The sequence below is a fragment of the Synechococcus sp. W60.3 genome (assembly GCF_047502615.1).
In the GTDB taxonomy this organism is placed as follows: domain Bacteria; phylum Cyanobacteriota; class Cyanobacteriia; order Thermostichales; family Thermostichaceae; genus Thermostichus.
In genome coordinates this window covers 43,664-61,382 of the sequence record NZ_JANSHJ010000014.1, presented here as the reverse complement: position 1 = coordinate 61,382, position 17,719 = coordinate 43,664, and the positions used below count along the sequence as shown (strand labels likewise).

Sequence of the window (17,719 nt, the reverse complement as noted above, 5' to 3'; positions counted from 1 at the left end):
ACATTCCGCTGGTGATCATGGTGGTGGGCCTGATCTTGCGGGCTGTCTCTTTCGAGTTTCGGGAGAACGCCAACAACAAGCTGGTCTGGAACCTGGCCTTTGGGGTGGGTAGCTTTTTGGCGGCGCTGGGCCAGGGGTTTGCCCTGGGCAGCGTCTTCGAAGGGATCCGCGTTGATGAAGCCGGCCACTTTGCCGGCAGCCCCTGGGATTGGCTGACCTGGCGGACAGTGTTGGTGGCCCTCACCCTGATTCAGGGCTATGTCTTAGTTGGCTCGGCCTACTTAATTGTGAAGACCACGGGGGAACTCCAGAAAACCTACTACAAAACGGCAACCATCGCCACCTGGACAACGTTGCTGGGGGCAGTGTTTATCACCATCAGCACCCCCATCATGTCGGAGCAAGCGCGCTCCCAACTTTTCTCGCCTCCTCTTTTCTATATCTTTGCTGCCATCCCCGTTTTGGGGCTTTTGTTGGTGGCTCTGTTGCTGCGCAGCCTGCGCCGGCGAGAAGAAACTAGCGTGTTGGTTTATACCTTTCTCATCTTTGCCCTTTCTTTTATTGGCCTGGGGTTTATGGTTTTCCCCAACATTATTCCTCCCAGCGTCACCATCTACGAGGCAGCAGCTTCTCCCAGTTCGCTGGTGTTTATGCTTACCTTTATTGGCTTTTTGATCCCGGTTATCTTGTCCTACAACATCTACAACTACGTGGTGTTCCGGGGCAAAATTGTGGTGCAGGAAGCAGCAGCAGAAGAGGCCAAAGTTCCGGAAGCAGCTTAAAAGGTCTCAGCGCAATCCAATTGAAACCCCGCCGGACGTTTTGCCAGGCGGGGCAGGCTTTTATCTTGCAGCTCTGGGAAGCTAGACAGGGTTAACCGTCTCCAAGACTTCACTCCCGCTTAAGCCACTGCCGGATTTGCTCGGCAGCCACATCGCGACCTCCCAACCCAAAAGCCAACGCCACCGCCACGGCAATCGCGCCCAGCACCAAGCCAAAGGCCAGCACCACGATATCGGTGGCCACGCCCATCTGCTGCAGGGCCATGGCGCCAACAAAAACCAAGATAGCCACCCGCGCCGCCTGGGCCAGTACCCCTGAGGAAGGGCTACCCAAGCTCTTGATCATAGAGTGGGCCAAATTGGCCAAATAAAGACCGATCCCAAACACCAGGGCGCCGATGAGCACCCGACCGGAAATCAGCAACAGCCCCTGCACAATGTCGGTTAGGGCGGCAAACTGCAGCAACTCCACTGCCGGCACCGCCCCAAACAAGACCACGCCTACCCAGACCACCAAGCCGGCAATCTCAGAGGGGGTGCGCCGCTTCGCCAACGCCGAGGGATCCCCTTCGGCGGCGGGAGCTTCAGGAGCAGGGGCCGAGGGCAAACCAAGGCCGGCAGCCAAGCGGTCGAAACCGATTGCCTGCAGCAACTGGGTCACCAAGCCAGCCAAAAACTGCCCCAGCCAGTAGAAGACGGCCAGGATGAGAGCAGATCCTGCAATTCGGGGAATGGCCCGCAACACCTGCTCCAGCATCGCCACCGCTGGATCGGAGATGGCCCGGATTTCCAGGGCCTTGAGGGCGGCAATCACTGCCGGGATCAACACCAAGACGTAGGCCACTGTGCCCACCGTTTGGGCCAGCTGGGGAATGCCAAAGCGTGCCCCCAAGCGGTTAGCTCCCGCTGAATTGGAAACGATCCCACGCACGATGCGAGCTAGAAACCAGCCCACCACACCGATGACCACCGCTCCCAAAATGCGCGGCACCATCGATAGGATTTGATCCAGCAGGTTTTGTACCGGCTGCAGCGGCCCCCGCAGGTTGAGCGTATCCAGGATGAGCGGCAAGAAGAACAGGAGAACCAACCAGTAGAGCGCGTCGCCCAAGGCTTCATTCAAGAGAAAAGGAGCGACCTCGTTAGCGCCCCCCTCTGGCTTAGCGGCCGTTCCCTCTGGAGCCCCCTCTGCTCCTGCTTCCGGTTGCAAGGGCTGAGCCAGCCGCTCGTCCAAGTTAAAGCGCCGCAGCCCTTGGATAACTGCCAGCCGGGCAACCGTGGCCACCGCCCAGCCCACCCCTAGCAGCACCAGCGCCCCGCCCAGCCGCGGCAGATAGACGAAAATTTCTCCCAAAAACCTGTTGAGCGGCTCGGAGACGGCCTGAAGCTGTAGGGCATTCAGCACCGCCACCAACACAAAAGCCAGGATGATCCAGTAAACCGCAGCAGCCACCCAGCGCTCGGTTTGCGGCAGCTTCTCGCCGGGCCTTTGGCCCATAATCCAAGCGGCCAAGCGGTTATCGAGCTGCGTCCGCTTGAGCAGCCCCCGAACGCCGAAAGCCACCACCTTGGCCACGATCCAACCCAGAACTAGAATGGCAAGTGCCGCCAGTAGATTGGGCATAAAGTCGATAAGCCTAGACCAAAGACTCACGAAAAAAGAGATGGTCTCATCCCCAATGGTGTTTCTCGAGGTGTCCATGACTGTCCTCACAGCTTGCAAATGCTCAGGATGCACAAATGATAAGAGTAGGTTAGCCTGAAGCGCTTTTTCAGGCAAGCTGGCCCGACAGGGGGGGGGAAAGCACGAATTTAAGCAGGAGTGCTGAATCTCGATGTAAAACTTTACGTTTATTCACATCAGCCTAGGAAATTGGCCGAGGCTCCAGGGGTGCCACTGAACAGGGGGGTCTGCTTAGGTTGTAGTATGTCTTGGCCTATCGTCAGATTGTCCGCAGCCATTTATCTAATTGCAATCTTAAATCGCAAAAGATGCTCCTAATTGGCTGTAGCCAAATTTTGCCTAAAAAAGTTACATCTGGCAGCTTGCGTCCAGGAGAAGAGGAAATCTGAATGATCTACAAAACCTACAAAATAACGACAAGTTCAGCCGGGCAGTTAAAGCTCTGTCGATATTGATCTTCTGTAGGATTGCCAGACTTGGCTGCCGGTTTGTCTAGGGATCTGGTTGCGAACTTCCACAAATTTTCAGTGTTGTTGCTTTTCTAGATTGGCTTTTTCCAATAGACCAGCGCATCTTCTCCGCTGTAATAGCCCTTGCGGCGTCCCAGCAATTGAAACCCTGCCGATTCGTAGAGGTGGATGGCGGCGTGGTTAGAGGCTCTGACCTCGAGCGTGGCCCAGCGACAGCCTGCGGCTCGAGCGTGATTGAACAGCTCCTCCAGGATCCTGCGGCCCAAGCCGCGCCGCCGATGGTCGGGATCCACCGCCAACGAGATAATGTGGGCTTCTTCTTCGATGCGCCAGAGGATGCCAAAGCCCACGAGCGCTTGGGTCGTTTGCGTCGCGAGGTCTGGAGAGGGAGGGGGGAACTCCGTTCGGCCCAAGCCACAGGAAGCGCCAGCGGCAGCCGGTTCCGCCACAACCCCGATCACCGTGCTGCTGGGTCTTTCCAGCTCCGCGCGATAGCCCTGTTCTCCCCAGTATCCGCCGTAGCAGCGGCGATCCAGCTCCAGCAATTGGGGCAGGGCGGTGAGGTCGAGCACCTGCAGCCGATAACTCGTACCGCTCATGGTGGTCTAGTCCCGCAATTCGCAGAACTCGGCCAGCAACAACTGCCCAAAGGGATCGTCATCGGGGGCGGCATAGGGCAGGGCTCGGCGGCTAAGGCTTAAGATCTGACCCCCCGATTGGGGATGGGGCTTGAGCTCGTAATCGATCCCTTCTTGGAAGCCGGCCTCTTGCAGGTAATCTTGGGCGGCTTTGAGGATCCCTGCTCGCAGTTGGGCTTTGACGGCAGGGGCCATGAGGTGGCGAACAAACCAGCGGGCGCTGTCGGGATCCACCTCGGCAAGGTATTGGAGAGCGGGAGTCAACACCGCGGAGCGCTCTTGGGGGGAGAGGCCGTTGACCTGCTGCGCTACCGCGGGCACATCCCGCCTTTGCATGGCCTGGATCAGGGTTTGGATGGCCGGAGAAAAAGAGGGATCCTGCGCTTGGCTCATGGCTGGGGGTACCAGAGGGATTCGAGGGTGCGAACAAGGGCTGCTGCTTCGAAAGGAGAGGGAGCAGTCGGCAGACAGACGGTTACATGGCCCAGTTTTCGCCCTGGGCGGGCAGGGGTTTTGTGGTACCAATGCACCGTGGCATTGGGGAGCTGGGCCAGGCGCTGCCGCTTCTCGGCATAGTCGCTGGTGGAGTGCTCATAGCCCAAGAGGTTCACCATCACTGCCCCCCCACACTTGAGGGAGGGATCCCCCAAGGGCAGGCCGAGGATGGCCCGCAGGTGTTGCTCGAATTGTGAGGTGTGGCAGGCTTCCAGGGTGTAGTGGCCGGAATTGTGGACCCGCGGCGAGATTTCGTTGATCCAGATCCCGGCTTTGGGCTGGGGCGGCGGCACCCAGAACAGCTCGATGGCAAACACGCCCACCGCATCCAATTTTTCCATCACCTTGACCGCCAAATCCCGGATCTCGGCCTCAACAGAGGAAGGGATGCGGGCGGGCACCAAGACGTGGCGACAGACTTGGTTAACTTGAACCGTCTCCATCACGGGGTAGATCTGGATTTCTCCCGTCAGCCCTCGCGCCACCATCACCGCCAGCTCCCGCTCAAACGGGATCCACTCTTCAACCAGCAGCGGGATCCCGCTGTACTCGGCAAGGGTCTGTTGCCAAGCCGCGCGGTCGGGCAAGATGCGGGTGCCCTGGCCGTCGTAGCCCTGCCGCCGCCGCTTGAGCACCAAGGGAAAGCTCAGGCTAGGTAGATCTGCCGTCTCCGCAGGCCAAAAAGCCGGCACCGGCATCCCCAGCTCTGCCAGAAACTGCCGTTGGTGCAACTTGTCCAGCAGCGGCTCTAGCGTGCTCAGGCGAGGACGAAAGCGGGATCCCTGCGGATCCAGTTTTTGCAGCTCCGCCAGCGGGATGAACTCGTTCTCAAAAGTTACCACCGGGCAGCGTTGCAGCAACTGGGCTGTGGCCTGGGTGTCGGTCACGGCACCCCAGACCACGCCGTCGGCCACGGCCACCGCCGGATCGGTAGGAGCGGCAGCCTGAACAATCAGCGGGATCCCCAATGGGCGAGCCGCCAAAGCCAACATCTGCGCCAACTGCCCACCGCCGATCACCCCCACCGGTTGGAAGCTCTGGTTTTTTGGGGATACCTGGGGTTCCACCACTGTCTCGCTATACTGACGGGTGTGCCTGCTTGGATCCAAAACCCATTATGGGATCCCTTGCCCTCTAGCGCTAGGAGAAAAACGGTGGAACCCCCTCAACCTTCTGAGCTCAGAGCTTTGATCGACCGGGCTTTGGCAGATAAGGTCTTAACCCGCGCTGAACAACAGCAGATCCTCAATGCCGTCGCAGCCGATCAAGAGGTTTCCCCAGAAGAGCACGAGCTGCTGGAATTGGTTGTGGAGCGGCTCAACAGCGGCGAGATTCGCGCCGTGGATTGAGCCCGTTCTCATATTCCAAGCGCCTCAAGCAATACCCGCCAGGCATTGCCTAGAATGGAGATCCCCACCCCCTTTGACTGCTGCCATGAGTTCTCGCTCTTCTTCTGACTGGTTCACGCGGGCTCGCCACATCTTTTACGGCACGGCCACTGCCCTGGTGGAGATCCTCCAAGACCCGGAAAAGCGGGCCGAAAACCTCAACCGCCTCTCGATGGACTTGGCACAACTGGCAGCAGAACTGGAGCAAAAGGGGGAGCTGATCGAACAGGAGGCTGTCCGCTACGTTGAAAGTCTCAGGGATCCAGCCGCCAACGCCCCCGCCACAGTTCCAGACAGCGAGAGGCCCGCTCCTGCTGAGAGTACCCCCCCGACCACGGCTTCCCCTGCCGGCTCTGCCCCTATCTCCAAAGAAGAGATGGCCGAGCTGATGGAACTGATCCACCAGATCGAGTCTTTGCGCCTGGATCTAGAGCGGCTGCGCACAGAACCTCCCTCTGCCTCCTCCTAAGTCTTGTGCGGTTCGACGTCATCACCCTCTTCCCGGAGTTTTTTGCAACGCCGCTGCGCATCGGGCTGGTGGGCAAGGCCCTAGAGCAGGGGATTGCCGAGGTTCACTGCACCAACCCGCGGGACTTTGCCACCGACAAGCACCGCCGGGTCGATGATGAGCCCTACGGGGGCGGGGTGGGCATGGTGCTCAAGCCAGAGCCTTTCTTTGCAGCCGTCGCCTCCCTGCCCCGCCTGGATCCCTGCGAGATCATCTTGCTCACGCCCCAGGGGCAACCGCTGAACCAGGCGCTGCTGCAAGAACTTGCCCAAAAGGCGCAGCTCATCCTGCTCTGTGGCCAGTACGAAGGCTTTGACGAGCGGATCCGCCAACACCTGGCCACCCGCGAGGTGTCGCTGGGCGATTTTGTCCTGACAGGGGGGGAGATCCCGGCGCTGGCCTTGATCAACGGCGTGGTGCGGCTCTTGCCGGGCACAGTTGGTAAGATAGATTCGCTGAGGAGCGAAAGTTTCGAGACGGGGCTACTGGAGTATCCTCAGTACACCCGTCCACCGGAGTTCCAAGGGCACAAGGTGCCGCCGGTGCTTCTCTCAGGCGACCACCGAGCCATCGCCCGTTGGCGTCTGCAACAGCAGTTGGTTCGCACCTGGCGAAGGCGACCAGACCTGTTGGCCAAACGCCCCCTCACGCCTGAAGAACAACAGTTGCTGGCAGAGGGACTGGCCGAGCAGCACACCGATGTGGAGGAACAGGATCGATGTTTGTAAACCGTCTCCGCTCCCCTTTCACCCCTGTTGGCCGGCTTGGGATCCCTGCAGCGCTGGGTCTGCTTCTGCTGGGGATCCTGGCCAGCTCCGAAGTTGCCCTGGCCCAAAGGGGAGATGTCAACGAGGCCATCCGCCGCGACCGCAACGTCCAGTTGTTCGACGGCACCAGCATTGACATGAACGACCTCCTGCGGGCCGCCGAGTTTCTCTCCCGGCAAAATGCCGCCTCGCGTTGGGACAGCAAAGCCGGGATCGACGCAGCGGTAGAGCAATTCAACCGCTCCCGCCGCCCTTTGGTGCTCTCCCCCAGAGCGCTGACGCCTGAGTCCACTCCCGACCCTTGAGAGGGATCCCACCCTCAACAGATCTGTTAAGATCGCTAAGCCGATCTTGCGTGCGCTAAAAGGTGGCGCACCGTTTTCGGGATCCATCAGGAGATACCACCGTGGTTAAAAGCACCTCTTCTAGCAAAGCCGATACGGAACAGCGTTTGGATCCCGCCAGCCGGGGCCACTCCAGTTCCACTGAGTCTAAAGGGATCCCAGGCTTTCTCCAAGAGACCCGTGCGGAGTTGGCCAAAATTGTTTGGCCGAGCCGCCAGCAACTGATTAGCGAATCGGTGGGAGTTTTACTGATTGTGTTGGCCTTCGCCTCGTTCATCTACCTGGTCGATCAACTGTTCGGCTGGCTGGCCACTCAACTGTTCTCGTGAGGTTTTTCCCCAGATGGCCCCTGCCAAGGACTTGGGGAGAGGAGGCCCATGCACACAGACAGATACAGAGAGGAGGTGAGGTGATGAGCCCAGAGCCAGAGCAGCGGCGGAGAGGCCGGGGGGGCCGCCTCGAGCCCCTAGAGCCTGCGGGCACGGCGGCGGAGGGGGAAGAAAGCGAAAGTCAAGGTCGCCGCAACCTGCGCTGGTACGCCGTGCAGGTGGCTTCAGGCTGCGAAAACAAAGTCAAAAGCACCCTGATGCAGCGGGCGGCGGCTCTGGATGTGGCAGATCAGATTGTCGAGGTGGTGATCCCGAAGCGGACGGGCTTCAAGCTCGATCGATCCGGCAAGCGCCAGGAACAAGAGGAAAAGATTTTTCCCGGCTATGTGCTGGTGCGCATGGATCTCAACGACGACACCTGGATGGTGGTGAAAACCACCCCCAACGTGATCAACTTCGTCGGCACGGAAGAGAGAAGGGCCTACGGTCGTGGTCGCGGCCATGTGACGCCACGGCCCCTTAGCCCCAGCGAAGTCCAGCGCATCTTCAGCAGCGTCGAGGTGGAAGAAGTGCCCCTCAAGATCGACATGGCACCTGGGGATCGCATCGAGGTGCTCTCTGGCCCCTTCCAGGGATTTTACGGCGAGGTGGTGGATGTCAGCCCAGAGCGGGGCAAGCTCAAGGCTTTGATCTCGATTTTCGGGCGCGATACTCCGGTAGAATTAGAGTTTGGTCAAGTGCGCAAAGAGGTGTAACCGCGTTTCATGGCTAAGAAACTGGTGGCAGTGGTCAAGCTGGCCATCCAAGCGGGCAAAGCCACCCCCGCTCCCCCCATCGGCCCGGCTCTGGGCCAGCACGGGGTTAACATCATGGCCTTCTGCAAGGAATATAACGCCAAAACGGCCGATCAAGCCGGGATGGTGGTGCCGGTCGAGATCTCGATTTACGAGGATCGCAGCTTCACCTTCGTCCTCAAGACGCCGCCGGCTTCGGTGTTGATCAAAAAAGCCCTCGGCATTGAGTCGGGATCCAGTGAGCCCCACAAAGTCAAGGTAGGATCCCTGACGCGGGCGCAACTGCGCCAGATTGCCGAGCAGAAGCTGCCCGATTTGAATGCCCGTGACGTGGAGGCGGCCATGAAGATCATCGCCGGCACCGCCCGCAGCATGGGGGTGACAATAGTTGATTGATTGTCGATCGACTTAAGGATCTCTAGTCTTTGTTGTCTGGAAGTTTTGGCAGACCATTATGGGGGAGAGAAGTTCTCGCCAGCACCCCGAGGAGAAACTATGGCTCGAAAACTGTCCAAACGTATGCAAGCTTTGCGGGAGAAAGTCAAGCCCATTGCCTATCCCCCCGCAGAAGCCCTGGCCCTGATGAAGGAGACGGCCACTGCCAAATTTGACGAGGCGGCGGAGGTTCACATCCGCCTGGGGATCGATCCCAAGTACGCCGACCAGCAGTTGCGCACCACCGTCGTCTTGCCCCGCGGCACCGGGCAGGAGATTCGCGTGGCGGTGATTGCCCGCGGCGAGAAGGTTACGGAAGCCCAGAACGCAGGGGCCGACCGGGTGGGCTTTGAAGACCTGATCGAGGAGATCGGCAAGGGCGTGATCGACTTCGACCTGCTGATTGCCACCCCCGATGTGATGCCCCAGGTTGCTAAGCTGGGGCGGCTATTGGGGCCGCGCGGCCTCATGCCCTCTCCCAAGGGCGGGACGGTCACCATGGATTTGGCCCAAGCCATCAAGGAGTTCAAAGCCGGCAAGCTGGAGTACCGGGCGGACAAAACCGGCATTGTGCATTTGATCTTCGGCAAGTGCAAGTTTCCCGTCGAAGCTCTGCTGGAAAACCTGAAAGCCGTGCAGGAGTCCATTGATCGCAACCGTCCCCCTGGAGCCAAGGGCAAGTATTGGCGAGCTCTACATGTTTGTGCTACAATGGGGCCCTCGATTGAGGTTGACATCAATGCTCTGCGAGAGCTGAAGTTGGTTGCTTAAGCCTGCTTCGGCGCTGCAAAGGGGCAAAGGCAGTTGCTTGCCGTTTGAATTGGCCATTTTTCCGGAGGATCTGGGCAGAGAAGAGCTTTCCACAGTCGAATAGCGAGCCGAAGACAGCAGGGGCCAAGGGGCTTAATGTCCTGCCGAGGTTTGAGCGGAGTGCTAAGGGATCCCGTTGTGGACTGCTAGGTTACGCTTGCCTCAATGCGTCTCGGCTATGGCTGAGGCGCATTCTCTTTGGCGGCTCCAGATACCCCCTTCCGACGGCAACACCTGTTCGGCTCTCAGTGAGCCAGTGACCACAAAGGAGGTGAGCGTATGGGCAAGCAACCTTTAGCGAAAAAAGCGGAGATGGTCGATGAAGTTCGCTCCCTGTTGCAAGCCAGCCAAATGGTGCTGGTAATCGACTACAAGGGGCTGACCGTTTCCGAGATGAACCAACTGCGGGCGGAGCTGCGCAAGGCGGATGCTGTCTGCATGGTTGTTAAAAATACCTTGATGCGGCGGGCTGTCGCCGACCAAAAGGCTTGGGCAGGAATTCTTCCCTTCCTGTCAGGGCCGACGGCCTTTATCATGATCCGGGGCGATATTCCGGCAGCCCTGAAGGCGTATCAAGATTTCGCCAAGCAAACCAAGAAAACCGAGTTCCGCGGCGCCGCTGCCGAGGGGCTATCTCTGACCTTGGATCAGGCCAAGGCCATCGCCGAGCTGCCGCCCAAGGAGGTGCTCATGGCCCAGGTGGCGGGCAGCCTCAAGTCGGTAGCCACTCGACTGGCGGTTGGGCTCAATGCCGTGCCTACGCAGGTGGCCCGCGGTATCCAAGAAATCCCGGCCTCCCTGGCAAGGGCCATCCGGGCTATTGCCGACAAGGAGGCGGCCTGACGGGCTCGGCCTGTCTTGGGTTCATCGACCCGATTCCACCCCATCCACTTCGTTACCCTGAGGAGACAAGACCATGGCTTCGGAGCGTGTTCAAAAGATCCTGGAAGAGTTGAAAGCGTTGAGCTTGTTGGAAGCTTCCGAGTTGGTGAAAGCCATCGAAGAAGCCTTTGGCGTCAGTGCGGCTGCCCCGGCAGGTGGCATGGTCATGGCTGCTCCCGTGGCAGCAGCAGCGGCGCCGGCGCCGGCAGCGGCGCCTGAACCGGTGGAAGAGCAGACGGCCTTTGATGTCATTCTCGAGGCTGTCCCCGCGGATAAGAAGATCGCCGTCCTCAAGGTGGTGCGCGAGTTGACCGGCTTGGGCCTGAAAGATGCGAAAGATCTTGTGGAGGCTGCTCCCAAACCGGTCAAGGAAGGGATCCCCAAAGAGGAAGCCAACGAGATCAAGAAGAAGCTAGAGGAAGCTGGCGCCACGGTCAAGGTCAAGTAGTCCCGTCGGCAGGGGAAAGGGATCCTCATCCAGAGCGCCTCTTGCTTCCAGAAAAGGGGTGCTGCCAGAGCCCCAAGTTTAACCAGAACGATGAGGGAGGGGCAAAGCAGCCCCTCCTTTTTCACTGATATGCCGCCGCGCCCTGCCCCTCTCCCTCGGCAAGGCAGGGAAATCGTTTGGCTAGTCTCCCCTGGGAGAAGGGGAGGGTTGGCGAGGCCGGCAAGTGCCCAGGTCTCTCTTGCTGATTGGAGCGCTTCAACTCTGAAAACGCCCTCGTCAGCCGGTCGGAAACCCTTACAATGGGTTACGGACGTTCGCCAGCACCCCCCATGGACTTCGGAGTCGGATTTCTCTCCAACAACGTCATGCTGCCGATCCTGGATTTTTTCTACGGGATCGTGCCCAGCTATGGACTGGCCATCATCTTCCTGACGTTGGTGATCCGCTTTGCCCTCTACCCCCTCAACGTCGGATCCATCCGCAACATGCGGCGCATGAAGGTGATCAACCCCCTGATGCAGCGGCGGATGCGAGAGATCCAGGAAAAGTACCGGGATGACCCGCAAAAGCTGCGCGAGGCCCAGGCCAAACTGTACAGCGAGCTGGGGGTCAACCCGCTGGGGGGTTGTCTGCCGCTCTTGATTCAAATGCCGGTGCTGTTTGCTCTGTTTGCCACGCTGCGGGGATCCCCCTTTGCGGCGGTTACCTACGATGTCAACCTGCAGATCCTGCCAGCAGAGGTGGCGGCAGAGGTGGTGCCCACCCCCTACGTCAGCCCCAGCAAGAACATCTTCGTCACCGACTCGGTACACAAGCCGGTGGTGCTGGTGGCGCCCAAGGGCACCAAGATTGCCGTAGGGGAGCAGGTGCAGTTTAGGCTGCAGGGGCCGGGGGGCAAGCCCTTTGAGCAGTTGGTGGCAGAGGCGGGCGGGGATCCCACCCTGTTGCGGCCCACCTGGAAGATCACCAAAGGAGAAGAGCGGGCCCAGATCCAGCCGGATGGCACCTTGCTGGCCCTGCAGCCGGGGGAAGTGACGGTGGAGGTTGCGATCCCGGGCTTGGCCTCTGACACGGGCTTTCTGTTTATCGACAAGTTAGGCCGCGTCGGCGCCTTTGATCCGGATGGCACCATTCACTGGGACATCATCGGCATGATCGTCCTTTTCGGTGTCTCCATTTACCTGAACCAATCCCTGACCAACGCCGGCCAGGAGGATCCCAGCCAGAGCTCGATGGCCCGCATCACCCCTGTGCTGTTCTCGGCGATGTTCCTGTTCTTCCCCTTGCCGGCTGGGGTCTTGCTCTATATTCTTGTCTCCAACATCTTCCAAACCGTGCAAACCTTCTTGCTCTCGCGGGAGCCGTTGCCTGAGAACTTGCAGCAGTTGGTGGAAGAGGAGCGCCGTCGCGCTGCCCAGGCGAGCACAGGGGAAGCCAAGGAGGTTGACCGACCAGCCAAGCCAAAGGCAGCCGGGGGAGGGCGCGAATCCCTGCCCTTTGAGCCCTAGCAAGTCCTTGCTGCTTGGCTTGGGGCGGGCTTAGGTCGAGTGCTTGATACCTCTTCAGAATTGGAAGCTGCCCAGGATGAGCCGCCCTGAGTCCTCTACGGGATCTGTGAAGGGATCCGCCGCCAAAAAATCGCATCAGAAGTCTGAGGGAACCGCTGCGCCTTCCCAGGGCAAGCTTTCTCCTGCCGAACATCGAGAACGGGCCAGGCAGTGGTTGCAGCAGGTGCTGGCGGCGATGGGAATCCCGGCGGTGGTGCGAGTGGTGGGGGAGATAATCGAAATCGAGGCCGATTCTCTAACGCCGGCTCAGAAGCAAATGTTGCTCTCAAAAGCGCCTGCATCGCCCTTGCCGCCGTCCAAAGAAGCCGGCCCCGAGGAAGAGCGCTCCCCGGTGGTTTTGGATGCGTTGCAGTATTTGGCCAACACCCTTCTCAACCTCAACCAGCCAGAAGACCAACAGCAGCCCTATATCCTGGATCTGGATGGCTATCGTCAGCGCCGTTTGCAGGAGCTCAAAGCCTTGGTTGCTGTCGCGGTGGAAAAGGTGAGAACCAGTGGTCGGGAATACGAGTTTCCCGATCTTTCTGCTGCCGAGCGGCGGCAGATCCACACGCTCCTGAAAGACCCTGCCTACGCCGATCTGGAAACTTTCAGCCGTGGCAAGGAGCCTGACCGTCGCCTGGTGATCCGGCGGGCCTCTTCTCGACCCTGACCTGGATGCGCTGGCTGTGCGGCTCTCTTGCCGATAGGGGCGATTCCGGGATCCCTGCTACCCAAGACGTATAAAGGGGGATGTCATGCTGAGGCCAATTCGTCTATCCGACCTGCGGCAGATGCCTGGTCAAACCCAAGAGGTTCACTTTAGGCAGTTTTTCCCAGGTTTTGAGAGCTTGACCCCTGTGGAGGGATCCCTGCAGGCCAGCCACCGGGGGCATTTCCTGGAGGTGAGCGCCGAGGCCCGCACCATCGTCACCCTCACCTGTCACCGCTGCCTGCAGCAGTTTAACCACCGGCTGCATCTGCAGGTTGAGGAGATCATCCTGATTCGGGAGCCCAGTCCTGAACCCCCGCCCCTGGAGTTGGAATTGCGGGACGAAGAGGATCTGCTGGAGAGCCTGCCGCCCAACGGCGAGCTGGATATCGAAGACTGGATGTACCAACACCTGCATTTGGAGATGCCCCACCAGTTGCCCTGTCGCCCCGATTGCCCGGGCATTGTGGTGGAAGCGGCTGCGCCGCCGCCGGTGGATCCCCGCTGGTCGGCCCTGGCTGCCCTCCTTAAAGACTCTCCCCATCCCTAGCCACTCTCCGCGAGAGGGCTTCGGGCCATGAGCTGTATCGCTGCTGGCTAGAATGACCCCAAATTGGCAGGTTCTTTGGCGTTTTGCTCGGCCCCACACCGTCTACGGCACCAGTGCCAGGTCTACGGCACCAGTGCCAGTCTACTGGGCCTCTACTTGCTGGCCGGGTTCGTGGCCGCTGAACCAACGGCCCTGCTAGCTGTCCTTCCCCAGTTGGGCGTGGCTTGGGTGGCTTGTCTGGCGGCCAATGTCTACATTGTCGGCCTCAACCAGCTCACGGATATCGAGATCGACCTCATCAACAAACCCCATCTGCCCTTGGCCGCCGGCTCCCTGAGTTGGCGACAGGGGGTGGGGATCGTCGCCGCCTGCGGGGTGGCATCCATCCTATTGGCCCTGACAGGGATCCCGTACCTGTTGTTGACGGTGCTGTTGAGCAACGGGATCGGCACGGCCTACTCCCTGCCCCCCCTGCGGTTGAAGCGGTTTCCGCTGGCGGCCTCGGCTTGTATCTATTGTGTGCGGGGGTTGATCGTCAATCTGGGCCTGTACAGCCATTTTCAGCAGTTGATGCAGGGGGGAGTCGAGCTTTCTGCTCCCATTGTTTTTCTGACAGGGTTTATGTCTATTTTTGGGCTGGTGATCGCCCTTTTCAAGGATATTCCCGACATGGAGGGGGATCGCCGGTTTGCCATTGCCACCTTTTCGTTGCGCTTTGGCCAGGAGCGGATCTCAAAGTTTTGCATCGGCATTTTGGCCGCTTGTTACCTAGCCTTTATCGCTTTGAGAAGCTATTTTCTCCTCATGGGCCGGGGCGCCTGGATGCTGTTAGGACATGGGCTGGGGTTGGGGATCCTTTTGGGCTATGGTGTTCGCCTGGATCTGGGTTGCCGCGACGCGATTGTCACCTATTATCAACTGATCTGGAAGTTGTTTTACCTGGAGTATTTGCTCTATCCTTGGGCCTTCTTCCCTTTTTCCTAACATTTGCCAGGAGCCGCGATCTTGCCCCGGCTCAGGCGGGCAGCCGATCTCCAAAAACCTAGAGATACCGCTTCATCTGGATGCGAAAGCGGCCCTTTTTCGTCTCGGCCACCTCTTCAATTTGCAGCCGACCGCGACCGCGAATGGCAATCCAATCCTGGGGGCCGACGGTGTAGCTGGCTTGGGTAATCGGCTTCCAATTAACCCGCACCTCTCCCCGCTGGATCTCTTCCACCATCTTGCTGCGAGACAGGCCAAATCCTGCCGAGGCCACTGCATCCAGGCGCAAAGAGGCTTCCACGCTGGTGATGGACTTCACCCGCGGCGGTTGAACCTTCAACTGGCTGAGAGGGATCCGGCTGACCTTGACGGGCACGCTGCGCACCTGGGTTAGGTTGAGGCTGAGATAGTCCACCAGCTCCGGCACAACGATGGCCTGGGCCCCGAATTCGCCCACCACGAGGATGTCTCCCACCTTCTCGCGGGCAATTCCCGTCGCCAAAAGGGCTCCCAAAAAGTCGCGGTGGGTGGCCGGGTCGAAAAGAAAGTTTCCTTGGATTTGAACGGCGGCCAAGGGGATCCCTTCTGCGCCTTCCACCTCCAGGCTGACCTCAGGGCGGGCCAGGGCTAGGCGTTGCCGCTCTGCCTGGGCATAGCCTCCCCAGGCCATCACCTGCAGTTCGGCCAAGTTGTGCAACCGGCTTTGTACCTCGGCTACTTCTGCCGGGGAGAGAAAGTCACTCCAGACCACTTGCCAGGTTTTGAGGGCTTGCTCCCCCAGATCCAGAATGCGCGCCAAGGTTTCTCGATACTCCGCTCCTTTCAGTAGTTCGGTTCTGGGCAGCATGTTGGGGCGCTTCAATCTTTGCGGTTCTGTTCTGTTTGTCCCATGCTAAGCTAGATCCCCAGGATCCTGGCGGGCGTAGCCAAGCGGTTAAGGCAGAGGATTGTGGTTCCTCCATTCGTGGGTTCGAGTCCCATCGTCCGCCCTGCCGCAATAACCTGAGCCCTGCCAATTTAGAGAAAACCTCAAAACCTTGCAAAACTGCTGGCAACCAAGCTGAGGAAGGGTTCCCGAGGGCCGCACCTGGCAACGGAATCACCCGCAGCTCAGGATCAGGGTTCCCACGGCGTCGATATTGCCCGTCCAACCGGCTTCGATCACCACGGTAGCCTCCGGCATCTCCACAATCGCTGGCCCGCCCAGTTGAAACCCCACCCCCATGCGCCGCCGATCGTAGACTGGGACCGGTCGCATCCGGCCGCCCGTCCAGGCCTGGCGCTCCCCCTTGAAGGGATCCCCTGGCAGGGGGGGCGGCGCCTTTAAAGGCACAGGGGGCAAAGCTTGTACCGCCCGCAGACGCAGCTGGATCACCTCCACCTCTTGGTCGGGATCCTGCCAGCCGTAGCGCTGGCGGTGGGCCTGGTGAAACCGCTGCTCCAAGAGAGAAACCGGATCCGACAACTGGGCCGGGATCTCCAGCTCAAAAGACTGGCCGCGGTAGCGCAGGTCGAGGCTGAAGGAGAGCCCCGGCTCCTGCAGGTCGGCTTGCGCCTGGCGGATGAGGGGCGCCGCCCACTGGGCCAAAAGGGATCCTCCCCCTTCCCCCTCCAACTGTTGCAGCGGCTGCAGGATGGCCCGCCGGTAGTCCCGCCGCAGATCGGCCAAAGCCATACCCAGAGCCGAGAGGACACCGGCAAAGGCCGGGATCAAGATGCGGCGGATCCCCAGCTCTTCTGCTAAAGCACAGGCATGCATGGGCCCAGCTCCGCCAAAGGCCAGCAGGGCAAAATGGGCAGGATCCAAGCCCCGCTCCACGCTGATGACCCGCAAAGCCCGCGCCATGGCCACATTGGCCAGGGTGCGAATGCCAACAGCCGTCTCCTCCAAAGTCAAACCCAAGGGCTCCGCCAGCGTTCCGATGGCCTGGCCGGCCAAGTCCCGCCGTAGGCAAACAGCGTCCCCCAGCCAGCCCCCATCCGGCAAGTAGCCCAGCCAGAGGTTGGCGTCGGTTACCGTGGGAGCCGTTCCTCCCCGCCCATAGCAGGCCGGCCCAGGGTTGGAGCCGGCACTCTCCGGCCCCACCTGCAGCCCGCCCCCGGGTAGCAGGGAGGCCAGGGATCCGCCCCCAGCACTGACCGTGTGGATGTCGATCTGGGGCTGCTGCACCGGCAGGCCGCACACTACCGCTGACGGGGTAACCTGGGGGATGCCGTCTTGAATGAGGGCCACATCGGTGCTGGTCCCTCCCATGTCCAGGCTAAGCAAATGGGAGTAGCCACTCAGCTGGCCCAGGTAGGCCGCTCCGTAAACGCCGCCCGCCGGCCCCGAAAGCAGCGCCACCGAGGCATGAGCCGCTGCCTGGGCAATGGAAGTGACGCCGCCGGAGGATTGCATGATCAGGGGTTCGGGGATCCCTCGCTGCCGGCAGCCCTGCGCCAAGCGGTGCAGGTAGCCCGACAGCACCGGGCTGAGGTAGGCATCAATGGCCGTGGTGCTAAAGCGCTCGTATTCCCGAAACTCCGGCGCCACTTCGCAGGAGAGGGAAACATGCAAGTCGGGGAAAGCCTCTCTCAGGGCCGCCCCCAGGCGCTGCTCGTGCTCCGGGTAGAGGAAAGAAAACAAGAATCCCACCCCCACGGCACGGATCCCATCCTGCTCTACCCGCTCGCCCACTTCCCGGAGGACGCGCTGGATTTCCTCTTCCGTCAGCGGCTCGACCACGCCGCCGGCGCTGCAGCGCTCCTTCACCTCCAGGCAGTGGTGGCGGGGCACCACCGGCTCTGGCTTGGGCTGAGTGAGGTCGTAAAGGGAAGGACGGTTTTGGCGACCAATGGCCAGCACATCCCGGAAGCCCGCCGTGGTCAGAAACAGGGTGGGGGATCCCTTGCGCTCCAAGAGGGCGTTGGTGGCCACCGTCATGCCGTGGCAGAACACGTCCACCTCAACTGGGCCCAGCTTGTCCAGGGCGGCAAAGACCCCCGCTTCTGGGCTGGGGGTGGAGAGCACCTTGGCTGTCCGGATCTGGCCTTCCTGGAGGAGCACCAGATCCGTGAAGGTGCCTCCCACGTCGATCCCCAGGCGGACCAGGCCCCCCTGCCTCCCATCCTGTTGCTTGCCTTGCGCGCTACTGGCATTGGCCATGGCTCGA

At 60.4% G+C, this 17,719-nt stretch carries 21 protein-coding genes, 1 tRNA gene and 1 other annotated feature; of the genes, 16 read left to right on the top strand and 6 right to left on the bottom strand.

Annotated features, from left to right (window positions below; genetic code table 11):
• The coding region (locus NW846_RS06865) for a cytochrome d ubiquinol oxidase subunit II (protein ID WP_414515623.1) at positions 1-782 on the top strand (782 nt) is incomplete at its 5' end.
• 109 nt (positions 783-891) lie between these two features.
• On the opposite strand, the gene NW846_RS06860 is transcribed toward NW846_RS06865, so the two are convergent.
• The 4 genes from NW846_RS06860 to NW846_RS06845 form a co-directional block, all read right to left on the bottom strand.
• Positions 892-2,484, bottom strand: coding sequence for a mechanosensitive ion channel (locus NW846_RS06860; RefSeq protein WP_414515622.1), 1,593 nt, complete (start codon positions 2,482-2,484; stop codon positions 892-894).
• Positions 2,485-3,007: 523 nt separating this feature from the next.
• Positions 3,008-3,535, bottom strand: coding sequence for a ribosomal protein S18-alanine N-acetyltransferase (gene rimI, locus NW846_RS06855; RefSeq protein ID WP_011430598.1), 528 nt, complete (start codon positions 3,533-3,535; stop codon positions 3,008-3,010).
• A 6-nt stretch (positions 3,536-3,541) separates the two neighbouring features.
• Positions 3,542-3,967: a hypothetical protein gene (locus NW846_RS06850; protein ID WP_414348105.1), complete on the bottom strand. Its 426-nt coding sequence runs from the start codon at positions 3,965-3,967 to the stop codon at positions 3,542-3,544.
• Positions 3,964-5,136: a 5-(carboxyamino)imidazole ribonucleotide synthase gene (locus NW846_RS06845; RefSeq protein ID WP_414515620.1), complete on the bottom strand. Its 1,173-nt coding sequence runs from the start codon at positions 5,134-5,136 to the stop codon at positions 3,964-3,966. Before NW846_RS06845 ends, NW846_RS06850 begins: the two co-directional genes overlap by 4 nt.
• 87 nt (positions 5,137-5,223) lie before the next feature.
• Between NW846_RS06845 and NW846_RS06840 the strand changes: the two genes are divergently transcribed.
• The 14 genes from NW846_RS06840 to NW846_RS06775 all read left to right on the top strand — a co-directional run bounded on the left by NW846_RS06840 (position 5,224) and on the right by NW846_RS06775 (position 14,567).
• A complete protein-coding gene (locus NW846_RS06840) occupies positions 5,224-5,418 on the top strand; it encodes a hypothetical protein (RefSeq protein WP_414348107.1) in 195 nt (64 codons plus the stop codon).
• 85 nt (positions 5,419-5,503) lie between these two features.
• On the top strand, positions 5,504-5,926 hold the full coding sequence (locus NW846_RS06835; RefSeq protein WP_414348110.1) for a hypothetical protein: 423 nt from the start codon (positions 5,504-5,506) through the stop codon (positions 5,924-5,926).
• 5 nt (positions 5,927-5,931) lie between these two features.
• Positions 5,932-6,693: a tRNA (guanosine(37)-N1)-methyltransferase TrmD gene (gene trmD, locus NW846_RS06830; RefSeq protein ID WP_011430605.1), complete on the top strand. Its 762-nt coding sequence runs from the start codon at positions 5,932-5,934 to the stop codon at positions 6,691-6,693.
• Positions 6,684-7,037, top strand: coding sequence for a hypothetical protein (locus NW846_RS06825; protein ID WP_099813121.1), 354 nt, complete (start codon positions 6,684-6,686; stop codon positions 7,035-7,037). The genes trmD and NW846_RS06825 overlap by 10 nt, the downstream gene beginning before the upstream one ends.
• Before the next feature lie 146 nt (positions 7,038-7,183).
• A complete protein-coding gene (secE, locus tag NW846_RS06820; protein WP_228375513.1) occupies positions 7,184-7,405 on the top strand; it encodes a preprotein translocase subunit SecE in 222 nt (73 codons plus the stop codon).
• Positions 7,406-7,488: 83 nt separating this feature from the next.
• Complete coding sequence (nusG, locus tag NW846_RS06815) at positions 7,489-8,160, top strand: transcription termination/antitermination protein NusG (RefSeq protein ID WP_011430608.1); 672 nt, start codon at positions 7,489-7,491, stop codon at positions 8,158-8,160.
• Positions 8,161-8,169: 9 nt separating this feature from the next.
• A complete protein-coding gene (gene rplK, locus NW846_RS06810) occupies positions 8,170-8,595 on the top strand; it encodes a 50S ribosomal protein L11 (RefSeq protein WP_011430609.1) in 426 nt (141 codons plus the stop codon).
• A gap of 99 nt (positions 8,596-8,694) precedes the next feature.
• A complete protein-coding gene (gene rplA, locus NW846_RS06805) occupies positions 8,695-9,405 on the top strand; it encodes a 50S ribosomal protein L1 (RefSeq protein ID WP_011430610.1) in 711 nt (236 codons plus the stop codon).
• A gap of 89 nt (positions 9,406-9,494) precedes the next feature.
• Positions 9,495-9,650, top strand: a sequence feature (ribosomal protein L10 leader region).
• A 73-nt stretch (positions 9,651-9,723) separates the two neighbouring features.
• Entirely contained in the window at positions 9,724-10,287 is a 564-nt protein-coding gene (rplJ, locus tag NW846_RS06800; protein ID WP_099813120.1) for a 50S ribosomal protein L10, read from the top strand.
• A 73-nt stretch (positions 10,288-10,360) separates the two neighbouring features.
• Entirely contained in the window at positions 10,361-10,774 is a 414-nt protein-coding gene (gene rplL, locus NW846_RS06795; RefSeq protein ID WP_011430613.1) for a 50S ribosomal protein L7/L12, read from the top strand.
• A 329-nt stretch (positions 10,775-11,103) separates the two neighbouring features.
• Positions 11,104-12,282: a membrane protein insertase YidC gene (gene yidC, locus NW846_RS06790; RefSeq protein ID WP_011430615.1), complete on the top strand. Its 1,179-nt coding sequence runs from the start codon at positions 11,104-11,106 to the stop codon at positions 12,280-12,282.
• A gap of 76 nt (positions 12,283-12,358) precedes the next feature.
• Positions 12,359-12,994, top strand: coding sequence for a protein jag (locus NW846_RS06785; RefSeq protein ID WP_240527859.1), 636 nt, complete (start codon positions 12,359-12,361; stop codon positions 12,992-12,994).
• An 85-nt stretch (positions 12,995-13,079) separates the two neighbouring features.
• Entirely contained in the window at positions 13,080-13,583 is a 504-nt protein-coding gene (locus NW846_RS06780; protein WP_011430617.1) for a YceD family protein, read from the top strand.
• A gap of 75 nt (positions 13,584-13,658) precedes the next feature.
• Positions 13,659-14,567, top strand: a complete 909-nt coding sequence (locus tag NW846_RS06775) for a homogentisate phytyltransferase (protein WP_414346911.1) — start codon at positions 13,659-13,661, stop codon at positions 14,565-14,567.
• Positions 14,568-14,625: 58 nt separating this feature from the next.
• Here the strand turns inward: NW846_RS06775 and NW846_RS06770 are convergent, their stop codons facing one another.
• Positions 14,626-15,414, bottom strand: a complete 789-nt coding sequence (locus tag NW846_RS06770; protein WP_011430619.1) for a photosystem II S4 domain protein — start codon at positions 15,412-15,414, stop codon at positions 14,626-14,628.
• A 69-nt stretch (positions 15,415-15,483) separates the two neighbouring features.
• Here NW846_RS06770 and NW846_RS06765 point away from each other — a divergent pair.
• A tRNA-His gene (locus tag NW846_RS06765) sits at positions 15,484-15,556 on the top strand.
• Between the two features lie 110 nt (positions 15,557-15,666).
• Here the strand turns inward: NW846_RS06765 and NW846_RS06760 are convergent.
• Positions 15,667-17,712, bottom strand: coding sequence for a hydantoinase/oxoprolinase family protein (locus tag NW846_RS06760; RefSeq protein ID WP_414346912.1), 2,046 nt, complete (start codon positions 17,710-17,712; stop codon positions 15,667-15,669).
• Between the last annotated feature and the right edge of the window lie 7 nt (positions 17,713-17,719).

Excerpts from the sequence above, each read along its gene's own strand:
- NW846_RS06860 (WP_414515622.1), bottom strand. The coding sequence starts at position 2,484 with ATGGACACCTCGAGAAACACCATTGGGGATGAGACCATCTCTTTTTTC.
- rimI (WP_011430598.1), bottom strand. The coding sequence starts at position 3,535 with ATGAGCGGTACGAGTTATCGGCTGCAGGTGCTCGACCTCACCGCCCTG.
- NW846_RS06850 (WP_414348105.1), bottom strand. The coding sequence starts at position 3,967 with ATGAGCCAAGCGCAGGATCCCTCTTTTTCTCCGGCCATCCAAACCCTG.
- NW846_RS06835 (WP_414348110.1), top strand. The coding sequence starts at position 5,504 with ATGAGTTCTCGCTCTTCTTCTGACTGGTTCACGCGGGCTCGCCACATC.
- NW846_RS06825 (WP_099813121.1), top strand. The coding sequence starts at position 6,684 with ATGTTTGTAAACCGTCTCCGCTCCCCTTTCACCCCTGTTGGCCGGCTT.
- nusG (WP_011430608.1), top strand. The coding sequence starts at position 7,489 with ATGAGCCCAGAGCCAGAGCAGCGGCGGAGAGGCCGGGGGGGCCGCCTC.
- rplK (WP_011430609.1), top strand. The coding sequence starts at position 8,170 with ATGGCTAAGAAACTGGTGGCAGTGGTCAAGCTGGCCATCCAAGCGGGC.
- rplA (WP_011430610.1), top strand. The coding sequence starts at position 8,695 with ATGGCTCGAAAACTGTCCAAACGTATGCAAGCTTTGCGGGAGAAAGTC.
- rplJ (WP_099813120.1), top strand. The coding sequence starts at position 9,724 with ATGGGCAAGCAACCTTTAGCGAAAAAAGCGGAGATGGTCGATGAAGTT.
- rplL (WP_011430613.1), top strand. The coding sequence starts at position 10,361 with ATGGCTTCGGAGCGTGTTCAAAAGATCCTGGAAGAGTTGAAAGCGTTG.
- yidC (WP_011430615.1), top strand. The coding sequence starts at position 11,104 with ATGGACTTCGGAGTCGGATTTCTCTCCAACAACGTCATGCTGCCGATC.
- NW846_RS06785 (WP_240527859.1), top strand. The coding sequence starts at position 12,359 with ATGAGCCGCCCTGAGTCCTCTACGGGATCTGTGAAGGGATCCGCCGCC.
- NW846_RS06780 (WP_011430617.1), top strand. The coding sequence starts at position 13,080 with ATGCTGAGGCCAATTCGTCTATCCGACCTGCGGCAGATGCCTGGTCAA.
- NW846_RS06770 (WP_011430619.1), bottom strand. The coding sequence starts at position 15,414 with ATGCTGCCCAGAACCGAACTACTGAAAGGAGCGGAGTATCGAGAAACC.
- NW846_RS06760 (WP_414346912.1), bottom strand. The coding sequence starts at position 17,712 with ATGGCCAATGCCAGTAGCGCGCAAGGCAAGCAACAGGATGGGAGGCAG.